Below are 14,674 nucleotides of genomic sequence, written 5' to 3' on the forward strand. Positions count from 1 at the left end.
ATGAGCACCACACCGCGCCGCGCCGTGTTGGCCTTGGGGGCTGCTGCCGTGCTGCCGGGCTGCAGCACCCCGCCGCCGCGGTTCGCCAGCCTGGGCGCGGTGCGCGAAGTGCTGGTGGACCTGTCGGGCTTGCACAGCACCGGGCCCTGGACTTTGGCGCAGGTGCTGGCGCACGCGGCACAGAGCATCGAGTACTCGATCGTGGGCTACCCAGCGCTCAAGCCGGCGTGGTTCCGAGCCAGTGTGGGCAGCGCGGCCTGGGCCTGGTTTGACGCCCGTGCCCAGATGAGCCACCCGCTGGATCAGCCCATTCCGGGTGCGCCCGATCTATCGCCCGCCCTGTCGCTGGACGAGGCGCGCCTGCGCCTGATCCGTGCCATCGACCAGTTCGAGCAACATACCGGCGCGCTTCAGCCTCACTTTGCCTACGGGGATTTGGACAAGGCCAGCTACGCCCGAGCCCATCTCCTGCACATTTGCAACCACTGGAGCGAGATCGAGCGTGTCGCCTCAGCGTGAACAGTCCCCCAACGGAGAATTCTTATGAGCATCAAAACGGCGGTGGTCAACGGCGTGGCCCTGATTGAGATCGCCCGCCCCGAAAAGAAGAACGCGCTGACTCAGGCCATGTACACCGCCATGGCGGAGGCCCTGCGTTCGGCCCAATCTGAGCCCAGCGTGCGGGCCGTGCTGATCACCGGCCAGCCTGGCATCTTCACCTCGGGCAATGACATCGAAGACTTTATGCAGCGCCCCCCGCGTGCCGATGGCTCGCCCGCGCCGGTGTTTGAGTTCATGCAGGCCTTGATCGGCTGCGACAAGCCCGTGGTGGCCGCCGTCACGGGCGCGGCCATTGGCATCGGCACCACCTTGCTGCTGCACTGCGACTTTGTCTTCATCAGCGACGAAGCCCGACTGGCCATGCCCTTTGTGAGCCTGGGGCTGGTGCCCGAGTTTGCGTCCAGCCTCTTGGTGCCGCAATTGATGGGCCATGTGAAGGCTGCACCCAAGTTGCTGCTGGGTGACCCCTTCACCCCGGATGAAGCGGTGGAATGCGGTATTGCCAATGCGGTGCTGCCCGGCGCCGAGGTGGTGAACCATGCTCGCCGCGTGGCCGAGCGCTTCAACCAACTGCCGCCTGCTGCGGTGCGTGAGGCCAAGCGTTTGATGAAGGGCCCGCAGCGTGAGCAGCTCGCCCAGGTCATCAAGACGGAAGGCGCGCTGTTTGCGCAGCGTCTGCAAAGCCCAGAGGCCAAAGAGGCCTTCACCGCCTTTTTCCAGAAGCGAGCGCCGGACTTCTCGCAGTTTTCGTGATCGACAAGCTCGCGCTCGCCCCGCTGCTGCTCTGGCAAGGCCGCCAAGTGCGGCGCTCTGCGCTGCGCCTGCCAGAAGCGGCAGGCCCCCGGCAGGGCGTGGAAGAGCCCGAGATGCGCTTTAACGTCGAAAGTGACCCGCTGAAGCTGCTGGTGCTCGGAGACTCCTCCGCTGCTGGGGTGGGCGTGGAGCACCAACACCAAGCCTTGGCGCAACCCTTGGCGGCTGCCTTGGCCCACCGCCTGGCCCGCCCGGTGGCTTGGCGCTTGCTGGCCCAAACCGGCCACACGGCCGCCGACGCGCTGGCTCAGTTGCAAGCCAGCCCACCCGAACCTACCGACTGGATGTTGGTCATCGTGGGCGTCAACGACGCGGTGGCTCAGACCCCAGCCTCGCGCTTCACACACACCCTGGACGCCATTGACGCTTGGGGCCGCGCCCACTTGGGCTTGCGCCACACCCTGCACAGCGCTCTGCCGCCCATGGACCAATTCCCGCTGTTGCCTTGGCCGCTGCGCAGCGTGCTGGGCCGCGACGCCCGCAAGCTCGACGCCGCCGCGCGCAGCCGTGTCTCCTGCGCCGCCGGCCGCCATCACGCTTTCTTGCCGGCACTGCCCGGCCCAGCCGCTCAATGGATGGCCGACGACGGCTTTCACCCCGGCCGCGCGGGGTATGCGGCCTGGGCCGAGCACCTGGCGAGCTTCATCGCCCAGGTGGATGAGGGTGAGGTGGATCAGGGCTTGGTGGCCTGAGCGTTCGTCCGAGCCGCGTTGGTCGTGCAGTGGATACGGATGTGACTGAGCCCGCCACTCAGTCCGCGAGGGCTTGCCGCTCCGCAGCCCGTTGATGGCTGATCCACTCGCTGCCGGCACGCAGCTTTTTGGCCAGCGGCGAGCCCGGGTCCACCACCCGCCAAAACGGAGTGACCTGTTGCAGCGGCACACCCGCCTGAATGTCGTCCCAGGCGGCTTCAGACACCGTCCTCAGGAAAATGGCGGTGGACACTGGGCAGGTAGCCTCTGCACCGTGCAGGGCGGCGAGTTCGTGCCGCACCTGTTGCACCTCCCGGGTCTCGCCGGCCGGGACTTTTGAGCGCAGGTAGTCTGCCAGTTCCACAGGGCAAGAAATTAACAAGCGTGATCCTGCAGGCACGCCCGCAAAATCTTTGTCCAGCACCACGGTGTGCGGGGGCTTGGCCTTCAATTTGTCCTTCCAGGTTTTGGGCTTTGTGGGCATGGGGGCTCCTTGTGGCGATGTGCGCAGCAGATTTTCTGCGCAGGGGGTCCAGAGACCAATAATCCCCGTGAAGACCCTGAGGGCTGGGCGCTGGCGCGTGACTGCGGCCTGCTTGCTTGGCGGGCAAGAGCGCCCGCCGCTTTTTTGCTACCGTAGGGCTGAGGAGGCTCAACATGAATTTCCCTACTTCTTTGGCCGGCCAACGTGTCCTGATCACCCATGCCCAGGCCTTTATGGGCCCGGCCCTTTGCGAGGTGTTTGCCAAGCAAGGTGCTGAGGTCGTGGCCAGCACGGAGGCCCTGGCCAGTGACGATGAAGTTCAGCAGGTGGTGGCCCGCGCGGGGGCCTTGGATGCCTTGGTCGCCAACCTGGCCTATGAAGCGCCGAGTACGCCGGTGACGGCGGTGGATCAGGCCGAGTGGGATGCCGTGTTTGCCGCCTTGGTGCATCCTTTGCCGTGGCTGTTCAAGGCCGTGCTGCCGGCGATGCAGGCGCGTCGCCGCGGCAAGATCGTGGTGATGGGCAGCGCGGCGGCGCTGCGCGGCATGAAGCGCGCCTCGACCTACAGCGCCGCGCGCGGGGCGCAATTGGCCTATGTGCAGGCGGTGGGCGTGGAGATGGCGCCGCACCAGGTGCAGGTCAATGCCATTGCCCAAAATTTTGTGGACAACCCGACCTACTTTCCGCCCGAAGTGCAGTCCAACCCGCGCTTTCAAGAGCGGGTGCAGCGCGAGGTGCCGCTGGGCCGCTTGGTGTCTGCCGAGGAAGACGCGGCTTTTGCGGCCTATCTGTGCAGCGACGCGGCCCACTGCTTTGTGGGCCAGGTGTTCCCGGTGTGTGGGGGCTGGGTGGGGCGATAGGGCTTAAGGCTTTGGCACCGGCCGGGGCTTGCCCTCGCGATCAATTGCCACATAGGTCAGGTCGGCGTCGGTGACCTTGACGATCTGCGGATTGGCCGGGTTGCGCTCGGCGAACACGTCCACATGCACCGACACTGAGGTGTTGCCGACGCGCGTGACGTGGGCATAGAAGCTCAGCAGGTCACCCACCGAGACCGCTTGCTTGAAGATAAATTGGTTGACCGCCACCGTGGCGACGCGGCCGCGGCTGATGCGCATGGGCAGCACCGCACCGGCCAAGTCGACCTGGGCCATGATCCAGCCGCCGAAGATGTCGCCATTGCCGTTGGCGTCGGCCGGCATGGGCATGACGCGCAGCACCAACTCGCGGTCGGTGGGCAGGGCCAGCGGGCTGGGGGTGGCTTGAGGCACACTGGCCGCAGTGGGATGTGTGTCGGGGCTGTTGGGGCTCATGGCGGCGTCCTGAAAATGTGAAAGCGCACCCGGTGCGCTCGATGAGCAGGATTCTTTCACGATGCGACGAATGAGTGCGGCCCCGGCAGAAATACCTGCTGGCCCCCAAGCTACCCCTGAACCCCGCTCGGATGCGGCCACCTTGAAGCGGCTGCTGCCCTATTTGTGGCCCTATCGCTGGCGGGTGGCGGCAGCGCTCACCTTTTTGGTGGCCGCCAAACTCACCAACCTGGGGGTGCCACTGCTGCTCAAGCAGTTGGTGGACAGCCTGAGTCTGTCCAACACTGACCCCAAGGCCTTGCTGGTGGTCCCTGCGGGCCTGCTGGTGGCTTATGCGGCGCTGCGCCTGGGCACCTCGGTGTTCACCGAGCTGCGTGAGCTGGTGTTTGCCAAGGCCACGCATGGCGCGGCACGGCAGATTGCGCTGGAGGTGTTTCAGCATTTGCATGCCTTGAGCCTGCGCTTTCACCTGGAGCGCCAAACCGGCGGCATGACGCGGGACATCGAGCGCGGCACGCGGGCGCTGCAGTCGCTGGTGTCCTACTCGCTCTACACCATCGTGCCCACGGCGGTGGAGCTGCTGCTGGCGCTGGTGCTGCTGGGGTCGGCCTATGACATGGGCTTTGTGTGGATCACGTTGGCGGCGCTGGCCGCGTATGTGGCCTTCACGGTGACAGTCACGGAGTGGCGCACGCAGTTTCGCCGCCGCATGAATGAGCTGGACTCCAAGGCCCACAGCCGCGCCATTGACGCGCTGCTGAACTATGAAACGGTGAAGTACTTCAACAACGAGGCTTTTGAGGCCCAGCGCTATGACCAGGGCTTGGATGCCTACCGCAAGGCGCAGATCCAGTCGCAGACCTCGCTGTCGCTGCTCAACACCGGGCAGCAGCTGATCATTGCGCTCTCGCTCTTGGCCATGCTGTGGCGCGCCACCACGGGCGTGGTGGAGGGGCGACTGACCCTGGGCGATCTGGTGATGATCAATGCGCTGCTGATCCAGCTCTACATCCCCATGAACTTCTTGGGCGTGCTCTACCGCGAGATCAAGCAAAGCCTGGCCGACCTGGACAAGATGTTTGGCCTGCTGGAGCGCGAGCGGGAGGTGGCTGATGCGGCCGGGGCGGCCGCGCTGCAGGTGCAAGGCGCCACCGTGCGCTTTGAAGAGGTGAGCTTTGCCTACGACCCCGCGCGGCCCATTTTGCAAGGCCTGAGCTTTGAGGTGCCGGCGGGCAAGACCGTGGCGGTGGTGGGCGCCAGTGGCGCGGGCAAAAGCACGCTGGCGCGGCTGCTCTACCGTTTTTATGACGTGAGCGGCGGGCGCATCACCATTGACGGCCAAGACATTCGCAGCGTCACGCAAGACAGCTTGCGCCGGCACATTGGCATCGTGCCCCAAGACACGGTGCTGTTCAACGACACGGTGGCCTACAACATTGGCTATGGGCGTACTGGCGCCAGCCAAGCCGAGATTGAAGCCGCGGCCCAGGCCGCGCGCATCCATGACTTCATCGTGGCCCAACCCAAAGGCTATGACACCGTGGTGGGCGAGCGGGGGCTGAAGCTCTCCGGCGGTGAAAAACAGCGCGTGGCCATTGCTCGGACGCTGCTCAAGAACCCACCCATCATGATTTTTGACGAGGCGACCTCGGCGCTCGATTCCGCCAACGAGCGCGCCATTCAAGGCGAGCTGCGCAGTGCCTCCGTCGGCAAAACCACCTTGGTCATTGCGCATCGGCTCTCCACGGTGGTGGACGCCCACGAAATTTTGGTGATGGATGCCGGACAGATTGTGGAGCGCGGTGCGCACGCCAGCTTGTTGGCCCGAGGTGGGCGCTATGCTCGGATGTGGGCGCTGCAAAACAGCGCCGAAAACGGCAGCGATGGGGCCGCTGCTGTGCCCAATGAAGGACGCTGAGCAATGGATACCAAGTGGCTTGAAGACTTTGTGAGCCTGGCCGAAACCCGCAGCTTTTCGCGCTCGGCGCAGTTGCGGCACGTCACCCAGCCCGCCTTCTCGCGCCGCATCCAGGCCTTGGAGGCGTGGGCGGGCATTGACCTGGTGGATCGCTCGTCCTATCCCACACGCCTGACGGCGGCGGGCGAGACCTTTCACGCACAGGCGCTGGAGATCCTGGGCAGCTTGCAAGCCACCCGCAACATGATGCGCAGCCACCAAGTGGGTGGGCAAGACATGATCGAGTTTGCGGTGCCGCACACCCTGGCCTTCACCTTCTTTCCCCACTGGCTGATGGATTTGCGCCAGAAGTTTGGCGAGGTCAAAACCCGCTTGATTGCGCTCAATGTGCACGATGCCGTGATGCGCCTGACCGAAGGCGGCTGCGACCTGCTGATTGCCTATCACCACGCCACTCACCCGCTGCAGCTCTCGCCCGACCGCTACGAGATGCTGACCCTGGGCCAAGAGACGCTGGCGCCCTATACCAAGGCCGACGCTTCCGGGCAGCCCATGTTCCGCATGCCGGGCAGCCCACGCACGCCGGTGCCGCTGCTGAGCTATGCCTCTGGGGCGTATATGGCGCGTCTGGTGGAGCAGATCATCAAACACGCCGCCACCCCGCCGCACCTGGACCCGATTTACGAGACCGATATGGCCGAAGGCCTGAAGGCCATGGCCCTGGAAGGTCACGGCCTGGCCTTCCTGCCCGCCAGCTCGGTGCGTAAAGAATTGCGCGCCAAGCGCTTGGTGGCGGCCGGCTCTAGCGACTATGAAATCACCATGGAGGTGCGCATCTACCGAGAGCGCCCCGAATCGGCGCGCCACGGCAAGCCGGCGGTGCAAGAACTCTGGGATTTCCTCCAGCAAAGTCGGGGTGCGGCCTAAGGCCTAGGGTTGACCCTCATGACCTATGCGCATAATGCATAGGCCTCCATTCAAACGGCATTTGCGGTGTATAGGCCTGCCCGCTACAGTCCGCGCCCAACGTGTGCGCTTGTGCATTCAAGCCTGCGGGTTCACCGCACATGACGGGTTTTACCGACTCGGCGTGTCGCCCCCTGTCCCTAGAATTCCGTTGTTGGAGTTCCTTCCTTCTCTTTTAGGAGTTTTTATGAAGAAGACTTTGCTCGCCTCTGTGGCGGCAGTGGCCATGTTGGCTGTGGGCGCAGCCCAGGCAGATACCCTGAAGAAGATCAAGGACAGCGGCAGCGTCACCATGGGCGTGCGTGAATCCTCGGGCGCACTCTCCTACACCCTGGGCGATGGCAAGTACACCGGCTACCACGTTGAGATCTGCGACAAGGTCTTGTCCGATGTGCGCAAGCAATTGGGCCTGAGCAGCCTGAGCGTCAAGTACCAGCCCGTGACCTCGCAAAACCGTATTCCTCTGGTGCAAAACGGCACTGTGGACATCGAGTGCGGCTCCACCACCAACAATGCCACCCGCCAGAAGGATGTGTCCTTCGCGGTGACCACCTTTGTGGAAGAAGTGCGCATTGCGGTGAAGGCCAACTCTGGCATCACCAAGATCGGTGACCTGAATGGCCGCAGCGTGGCCACCACCACCGGCACAACCTCGGTGCAGACCCTGCGCAAGAACGAGCGCGCCACCGGTGTGGACTTCAAGGAAGTGTTCGGCAAGGACCACGCTGACAGCTTCTTGCTGCTGGAGTCGGGCCGTGCCGACGCCTTCGTGATGGACGGCTCGCTGCTGGCGGGTTTGATCGCCAAGTCCAAGAACCCCGCCGACTACAAGATCGTGGGCGAAGTGCTGTCGGTGGAACCCATCGCCATCATGATGCGCAAGGATGACCCGGCCTTCAAGACGGCCGTGGACAACAGCATCAAGGCGATGATCAAGTCCGGCGAGATCGCCAAGCTCTACGACAAGTGGCTGATGCAGCCTATCCCCCCGGCCAATGCCAAGGTGGGCCTGCCCATGAGCGACAACCTGAAGGCCGCGTTGGCCAACCCCAACGACAACCCGGCTGAGGCCTACGTCAAGAAGTAAATCGCATCGCCGCCTCTGCCTTGGGCACGAGCCCTGGCACAGGCTGTGCATGCGCTGACGGCGCGGTGCCGCGACAAACGGCCCGCGCCGCGTTTTTTGAGTTGGGAGTCTTGAGTGTCGAATTTCGACTGGCAGGTGTTCTGTAAGGACACCATCGAAGGTGAGGTCGTTGAGCGCTGCTTCGGCAGCGGCGGCTCCATCACCTATCTGGATTGGCTGATGTCAGCCTGGGGCTGGACGCTCAGCGTCGCCCTGCTGGCCTTGCTGGTGGCCCTGGTGGTGGGCTCCATGATGGGCATATTGCGCACCTTGCCCAGCAAGACCTGGGTGTTGGTGGGCGATGCGTGGACCGAGCTGTTCCGCAACATCCCACTGCTGGTGCAAATTTTCCTGTGGTACCACGTGGTGCCCGCCTTGATCCCCGCGCTCAAGAGTGTCCCCAGTTTTGTGCTGGTGGTGCTGGGTTTGGGCTTCTTCACGTCGGCGCGTATCGCCGAGCAAGTGCGCGCGGGCATTCAGAGCTTGCCCAAGGGGCAGCGCTATGCCGGTTTGGCCATGGGCATGACCTTGGCGCAAACCTATCGCTATGTGATCTTGCCCAATGCGTTCCGGGTGGTGATCCCGCCGCTGACCAGCGAGAGCATGAACATCATCAAGAACTCGTCGGTGGCTTTTGCGGTGAGCATTGCCGAGCTGACCCAGTTCGCGATGCAGGCCCAAGAAGAAACATCGCGAGGCATTGAGATTTACCTGGCGGTGACCGGGCTCTATTTCGCCTCGGCCTTCTTGGTCAATCGGATCGCGCTGTTCATTGAGAACCGCGTGCGCATCCCCGGCACGTCGGGAGCGTCCAAATGAGTTTTGATTTTGCTTTCTTGACCTGGGACGTTATCTCCAGCTTCGTCCTCAAGGGCTTGTGGTTCTCGATCCAGCTGACCATTGTGGCGACCTTGGGCGGCATCGCCTTGGGCACCGTGCTGGCGCTGATGCGCTTGTCCGGCAAGAAGTGGCTGGAAGTGCCGGCTGCAGCCTATGTGAACACCTTGCGCTCCATCCCCCTGGTGATGGTGATCTTGTGGTTCTTCTTGCTGATCCCCATGCTGACGGGCCGCCCTATGGGCGCTGAGTTGTCCGCTGTCATCACCTTCACGGTGTTCGAGGCGGCCTACTTCTCGGAGATCATGCGGGCGGGCATTCAAAGCGTGTCGCGCGGGCAGGTCAATGCCGGCTATGCCATGGGCATGACCTACGGCCAGACCATGAAGCTGGTCGTGCTGCCGCAAGCCTTCCGCAATATGCTGCCGGTCCTGATGACCCAGACCATCATCCTGTTCCAAGACACCTCGCTGGTCTATGCCATCGGTGCCTATGACCTGCTGAAGGGCTTTGAAGTGGCCGGTAAGAACTTCAACCGCCCCGTCGAGACCTATGTGGTCGCGGCCGTGGTTTACTTTGTCATTTGCTTCTCGCTGTCGATGCTGGTGCGCCGTCTGCAGAAGAAGATCCAGATCATTCGATAAGGAGCCCTCACCATGATCGATATCAAGAACATCTCCAAGTGGTACGGCAGCTTCCAAGTGCTGACCGATTGCACCACCAACATCCAAAAAGGTGAGGTGGTGGTGGTGTGCGGCCCGTCGGGCTCAGGCAAGTCCACGCTGATCAAAACCGTCAACGCGTTGGAGCCCTTCCAGAAGGGTGACATCGTGGTCGACGGCGTGTCGATTGCCGACCCCAAGACCGACCTGCCCAAGCTGCGCAGCCGCGTGGGCATGGTGTTCCAGCACTTTGAGCTGTTCCCCCACCTGTCGGTGACGGAGAACCTGACGCTGGCGCAGATCAAGGTCTTGGGCCGCAGCGCCGACGACGCCAAAACCCGCGGCCTGAAGATGCTCGAGCGTGTGGGCTTGATGGCCCACAAGGACAAGTTCCCGGGCCAGCTCTCGGGCGGCCAGCAGCAGCGTGTGGCGATTGCCCGCGCTTTGTCGATGGACCCGATCGTGATGCTGTTCGACGAGCCCACTTCGGCTCTCGACCCCGAAATGGTGGGCGAAGTGCTGGACGTGATGGTGCAGTTGGCCAATGAAGGCATGACCATGATGTGCGTGACCCACGAAATGGGCTTCGCCAAAAAGGTCTCCAACCGCGTCATCTTCATGGACGCTGGCAAGATCATCGAGGACTGCAAAAAGGACGAGTTCTTCGGCAACCCCGACGCCCGCTCCCCCCGCGCCAAAGAGTTCCTCTCCAAAATCCTGCAGCACTGAACCCGTCGGCAAAAGAGTCCCTGCGGACTCTTTTGAGGGTTCAGCGCGAAGCTGCATGCAGGCGGCTTCGACCAACAAGCAAGGGCCTTCAATGGGCCCTTTCTTGTTCCCGTTGTCGGCCAAAGAGTCCCTGCGGACTCTTTTGAGGGTTCAGCGCGAAGCTGCATGCAGGCGGCTTCGACCAACAAGCAAGGGCCTTCAATGGGCCCTTTCTTGTTCCCGTTGTCGGCCAAAGAGCCACTGCGGACGCATCTCAGGGTGCAGCGCGAAGTGAGCGACACGCCAAGTGAGCGACTTGGGGGCGTGCTGATCGGCGGCAGCCAAGCGGGAAGCGCTCGATTGTTGGGGTTATTTGGGGCACTGGCGTCTCCGCAAGTTGCTACGATCTTTCCGCATGAAGTTCGTCACTCGTGCGGCAGTTCTGCACGCGCTGCGGGGAGGGTTGCTCCCATCGGTTGTCAGAGCCAGTGTTGTCGCCGGTTTGCTGGTGCTGGGCAGCGCTGCTGGATTGGCGCAGGTCCGCCCCACCTTGCCAGGCTTTGAGGCGGTCGGCTACCTGGAAGACCTCGGCCTTCGCGCTGCTGATGCGCGCCGAGGAGTGTTCCAGGCTATCGGGCCGGATGGCGCGCTCTGGGTCAATTCATCGTCCGGCACGCAACGATTTGACGGCCACGAGATGGTCGCCGTGGCCGATCTGTTCCCCTGGGCCAAGGGCCACGCCCTGTTGCCCTCGCTGTCCGAGGCCGGACAAGGTTTTCATGTCGACCCCCAAGGGCGGGTGTGGGTGGCGGCCAGGGCGGGCGTGGTGGTGCTGGACCCTTCCCTCAAGCGTTTGGATTTGCTTGCGCCGCGGCAGTGGCCGACCAGCCGCATGCAGCTCTTTCGCCGCGAGGGCCAGGTGCTGGTCATTGAGCGATCCGGCGTGCACTTGCGCGCCCTCCACCTCCAAGGCAGCCCGGCAGGCCTGCGGGCTCACCCGCCAGTGGTCCTGCCTCAAGTCAGCAGCAAGCTAGAGGACCTCCTGCCCTTGCATGTCCACGAGCAGGGGTTCAGCTTTGTCGACACCGAGCGCCAAGAGTGGGTGGAGATGTCTAGCCAAGGCCAGGAGCTCAGGCGCCGCCCGGTGCCACTGCCACTCAACAACGATTGGATCGCCATTCCAGGCTCGGACGAGCAGACGCTGCTGGCGGGCACCTCACACCTGATGCTGTGGACGGGGAAGTCGCTGCAGCCTTTGGCCGGCCCCAGCGAGTTCAAAGCCAGGCCGGAGCTGGGCTATGTGTTCAATTGGTTGCCCGCCGCTGAGGGGCGCCCTTTACTGCTGTACACCTCCGGCGGGATTCTGGCCTTGGACACGGCGACGGGGCGCGCCAAAGCTTTGAACTTCATGGTGGGCAACGACCCCGAAGCCATCAGCATGATCCAGTCGGCAGGGACCAGTTCAGCCAACATCAACTGGGCCTTGATCAAGCACTCTGCGTCGCGCTTTCACATCCCTGAGAAGGGGTGGCATTTCCTGAGCCGCGTGGTCCCTGCAGGCCAACAGCTGCCGGACCTCTCCAAGATATACGACCTTGCCGCGTCGCCAGAGGGATTGTGGGCGCTCTTCGGCAACTCAGACCTGGTGCTCTATCCGTCACACCCTGCGGCCAAGCCCCTGCATGATGCGGCGCTGCTGAGGACGGTGGGGGTGGTGTCCACAGCGGGTTTGGCCTGCTTGTCCTTGAGTGACGGAATCGAATGCCATACACCTAAAGGCGAGCGGCGCATACTGAACCGGCCCAAGGCCTATGTGGGTGATGGCTTGCCGATGCTGCACCGGATCGACGCGGAGCACATCATGGTCGCGTCGCAGCGGGCGCTGTACAAGGTGGATCGCCGGACCGGTGAGTGGCACAGAGCGGTCGGCCCTAGCCCCGACGCGCTGTTTCCCACGGAGTCGCGAGGTCTGCACCAAGCGGGCTCGGCGCTGCCCCCTTTGAAGAGCAGCCGACACCTTTGGTTGGGCGGGCAAGGCGATAAGTTGCTGAGATGGCAATTGGATGACAACCGCTGGGACACGGTCAGCCTACCTGCGCATCCGGCACTGGACACCAGTGCCTCGGTGATGGTGTTGGAGGACCTGGGGGAATGGGTGTGGCTGCAGAGCGGCAGTCGCCTGTTTCGCTTCCATCCCGAGCAACAAAAGCTGCAGCAACTGACCGAGGTTCACGGCAAGCGAATGCGTGCTGCTCGTCAAGACGAGCAGACGGTTTGGTTCGTTGCGGACAGTGACATCCTTCGCGTCGACGAACGCAGCTTGACCGTGCAGGCCTTGGACTTGCCGATGTCGGTACGGCGCAAGCTTGGCCGTGGACCGGTCCTCTTGGACAAACGCCTCTATGTGGTCACCGGTGATGGGCTGTTGTCGGTGGACGCCGAGCAGCCCATGCTGCGTCGTGCGGTGGCCGCCCCGGAGCTTCGGCTGCTGAAGTGGTTGGATACGGCGCAGGAGGGGCGCATCAGCCGCGTCATGCCCGAGGGCTTGCAATTGCACTACACCTCGCCGCTGGAGGTTTCATTCACCGTCCCAGGCCTGGCCAAAGGCGACGGCACGGCCTATCGCTATCGCCTGCGACGAGCCGGTGACCCTGCTGACCTTCCCTGGAGCGAATTGCCACCTGAGCAAAGCGAGGTGGTGATCTCCGGCCTTGGGGATGGAGAGCGGGTGCTGGAGTTCTCGGCTCGACTGCCCTATACCGAATGGGTTGATGCGAAAGTGCCCCTCACGTTCTCGGTTGCGCCGGCGCCTTGGCAGTCACCGGCTGCAAAGGCTGGCTATGTGGCCTTGGCGCTCTTGGTGCTTGGGGTCGGTTGGTTCATTCAGCGGCAACGAACCCGTTTGAAGCTGGGCACGGCTCAGCAAGAGCTGGTGGCCAATGTGGCCGAAGGCATTGTGCTGCTCGATGCCCGCGAGCGCATCGTCATGAGCAACGAGGCCGCGCGGCAACTCTTGAGCCGGCCGCTTGGGCAAGAGGGCTGCCGCGATCTAGAGGCGCTGCTGTCCGACCCCATGGGGGGCTTTTTTCATCCCCTGTCAGCGATCCGCAGCGCACTGCGGGGCGAGGGGCATTACGGTTGTGAGCTCAAGGTGCCCCTGCCGTCCGGTGTGTCGCATCGAGAGTTGATGGTGTCGTTCAAGCGCATCCGCGGACAAGATGACTTGCCCGGCTGCGCCGTGGTGTTGACAGACATCTCTGAGCGCAAAGCCCATGAGCAGGAACTGCTGCGGCGCTCTCGGTATGACGGCCTGACCGGCATGATCAATCGCAGCTACTTCAGCGAGCTGTTGGCCGAAGCCATGGACAAGGCTCGGGGAGGAGGGCGGCTCTTGGCGGTGGTGGGCATCGACATCGACCACTTCAAAGATGTCAACGACACCCACGGTCACTTGGTGGGAGATCGGCTTCTGTTCGACTTGGCGCGTCGTGTCAATCAGGCCTTGCCGCCGGAGAGTTGCGCGGCGCGCTTTGGCGGGGACGAGTTCGTGATGCTGGTGCCGGTGTCAGACACGCCGCAAGCACCGCAAGAGGCGCTCCGCATGGCCCAACACCTGCACGAGCAACTCAGCCAGCCCTGGTCGCACGGCACCTTGAATCTCGTGCCGTCTGCCAGCATGGGCATTGCCTTTTTCCCGACACATGCCGTCGACTTGGTGGGGCTTTACCAGTGCGCGGACCTTGCGCTCTATGAGGCCAAGCGCCAAGGTCGTGACCGAACGCAGATCTTCACAGACCGGCTCTTGACCCAGGCCACGCGACGCCTAGAGCTCAGCGAGGCCCTGCGCCACGCCGTGGATCGCCAAGAGCTTCGGCTCTTCTTGCAGGCCAAAGTCGATGCGCGCACTTTGGAGGTGGTGGGCGTGGAAGCCCTGTTGCGATGGCAGCGTGAAGGAGAGATGGTCAGCCCGGCGGAGTTCATCCCTTTGGCTGAAGAAAGTGGGCGCATCGCCGAGTTGGGGGCCTGGGTTCAGGAGGCCTGCTGCCAGTGGCAGCGCCGCCGCTTGGACCGTGGCCTGGCGCTGTTGCCTGTGGCCATCAATGCGTCGAGCAGGGAGCTGGAGACCAAGGGCTTCTGCGAGCAACTCCGCCGCCTCCTAGAGCGCTATGAACTGCCGGCCCAAGCTGTTGAGATCGAGGTCACGGAAGCGGCCATGTTCAACGACAGAAACAGCGCCATTGCGGAGATGAAGGCCTTCCGAGCGCTGGGCATCAATGTCGTGGGGGACGACTTTGGCACGGGCTATGCCTCGCTGTCCTACCTCACCGAGTTCCCGCTCAGCGGCATCAAGATCGACCCGACCATCATCCGCAGCATGACGGTGGATCACCGCATGAAGCTGCTGGTCGAGGGGCTGATGCGTGGTGTGATGAGCTTGGGCATGAGCTCGGTGGCCGAAGGCATTGAAACCCTCGAGCAGCAAGCACTCGCCCGCGAGATCGGTGTAGAGGCCTTACAGGGTTGGCTGTATGCCAAGGCGATACCTGCCGACGCTTTTGACGCCGAGCATTGACCACCGCTCTGCCGCTTTGTT

General features: G+C 63.4%; 13 protein-coding genes. 11 read left to right on the forward strand and 2 right to left on the reverse strand.

The genetic code is table 11. The annotated features are described in order from the left end of the window. Genes KAK11_RS08370 through KAK11_RS08380 form a run of 3 tightly spaced genes read left to right on the forward strand, consistent with a single transcriptional unit; the run spans position 1 to position 2,066 of the window. Entirely contained in the window at positions 1 to 519 is a 519-nt protein-coding gene (locus KAK11_RS08370) for a DUF1569 domain-containing protein (protein WP_210808215.1), read from the forward strand. Positions 520 to 543: 24 nt separating this feature from the next. Next, the gene (locus tag KAK11_RS08375; RefSeq protein WP_210808217.1) at positions 544 to 1,314 is read left to right on the forward strand and encodes an enoyl-CoA hydratase; all 771 of its coding nucleotides are present in this window, start codon (positions 544 to 546) and stop codon (positions 1,312 to 1,314) included. Then, complete coding sequence (locus tag KAK11_RS08380) at positions 1,311 to 2,066, forward strand: SGNH/GDSL hydrolase family protein (protein WP_210808219.1); 756 nt, start codon at positions 1,311 to 1,313, stop codon at positions 2,064 to 2,066. The genes KAK11_RS08375 and KAK11_RS08380 overlap by 4 nt, the downstream gene beginning before the upstream one ends. 58 nt (positions 2,067 to 2,124) lie before the next feature. Here KAK11_RS08380 and KAK11_RS08385 read toward each other — a convergent pair whose 3' ends face one another. Continuing rightward, positions 2,125 to 2,550 carry a hypothetical protein gene (locus tag KAK11_RS08385; protein ID WP_210808221.1) on the reverse strand — a complete coding sequence of 142 codons (426 nt, stop codon included), beginning with the start codon at positions 2,548 to 2,550 and terminating at the stop codon, positions 2,125 to 2,127. A 173-nt stretch (positions 2,551 to 2,723) separates the two neighbouring features. Here KAK11_RS08385 and KAK11_RS08390 point away from each other — a divergent pair, with 173 nt between their 5' ends. Then, positions 2,724 to 3,410 carry an SDR family oxidoreductase gene (locus KAK11_RS08390; RefSeq protein WP_210808223.1) on the forward strand — a complete coding sequence of 229 codons (687 nt, stop codon included), beginning with the start codon at positions 2,724 to 2,726 and terminating at the stop codon, positions 3,408 to 3,410. Between the two features lie 3 nt (positions 3,411 to 3,413). Here the strand turns inward: KAK11_RS08390 and KAK11_RS08395 are convergent, their stop codons facing one another. Continuing rightward, on the reverse strand, positions 3,414 to 3,863 hold the full coding sequence (locus tag KAK11_RS08395; RefSeq protein ID WP_210808225.1) for an acyl-CoA thioesterase: 450 nt from the start codon (positions 3,861 to 3,863) through the stop codon (positions 3,414 to 3,416). A gap of 61 nt (positions 3,864 to 3,924) precedes the next feature. Between KAK11_RS08395 and KAK11_RS08400 the strand changes: the two genes are divergently transcribed. The 7 genes from KAK11_RS08400 to KAK11_RS08430 all read left to right on the forward strand — a co-directional run bounded on the left by KAK11_RS08400 (position 3,925) and on the right by KAK11_RS08430 (position 14,653). After that, the gene (locus KAK11_RS08400) at positions 3,925 to 5,781 is read left to right on the forward strand and encodes an ABCB family ABC transporter ATP-binding protein/permease (RefSeq protein WP_210808227.1); all 1,857 of its coding nucleotides are present in this window, start codon (positions 3,925 to 3,927) and stop codon (positions 5,779 to 5,781) included. Between the two features lie 3 nt (positions 5,782 to 5,784). After that, positions 5,785 to 6,708, forward strand: coding sequence for a LysR substrate-binding domain-containing protein (locus tag KAK11_RS08405; protein WP_210808229.1), 924 nt, complete (start codon positions 5,785 to 5,787; stop codon positions 6,706 to 6,708). A 226-nt stretch (positions 6,709 to 6,934) separates the two neighbouring features. Next, on the forward strand, positions 6,935 to 7,834 hold the full coding sequence (locus KAK11_RS08410) for an amino acid ABC transporter substrate-binding protein (protein ID WP_210808231.1): 900 nt from the start codon (positions 6,935 to 6,937) through the stop codon (positions 7,832 to 7,834). A 114-nt stretch (positions 7,835 to 7,948) separates the two neighbouring features. Beyond that, the gene (locus KAK11_RS08415) at positions 7,949 to 8,692 is read left to right on the forward strand and encodes an amino acid ABC transporter permease (protein ID WP_210808233.1); all 744 of its coding nucleotides are present in this window, start codon (positions 7,949 to 7,951) and stop codon (positions 8,690 to 8,692) included. Continuing rightward, positions 8,689 to 9,354, forward strand: coding sequence for an amino acid ABC transporter permease (locus KAK11_RS08420; RefSeq protein WP_210808235.1), 666 nt, complete (start codon positions 8,689 to 8,691; stop codon positions 9,352 to 9,354). The genes KAK11_RS08415 and KAK11_RS08420 overlap by 4 nt, the downstream gene beginning before the upstream one ends. Before the next feature lie 12 nt (positions 9,355 to 9,366). Next, on the forward strand, positions 9,367 to 10,101 hold the full coding sequence (locus KAK11_RS08425) for an amino acid ABC transporter ATP-binding protein (RefSeq protein ID WP_210808237.1): 735 nt from the start codon (positions 9,367 to 9,369) through the stop codon (positions 10,099 to 10,101). Between the two features lie 394 nt (positions 10,102 to 10,495). Further along, positions 10,496 to 14,653 (forward strand): putative bifunctional diguanylate cyclase/phosphodiesterase, encoded by a 4,158-nt coding sequence (locus tag KAK11_RS08430; protein ID WP_210808239.1) that lies wholly within the window; start codon positions 10,496 to 10,498, stop codon positions 14,651 to 14,653. Positions 14,654 to 14,674: the final 21 nt, after the last annotated feature.

Source organism: Ideonella paludis, from assembly GCF_018069865.1.
In the GTDB taxonomy this organism is placed as follows: domain Bacteria; phylum Pseudomonadota; class Gammaproteobacteria; order Burkholderiales; family Burkholderiaceae_C; genus Ideonella; species Ideonella paludis.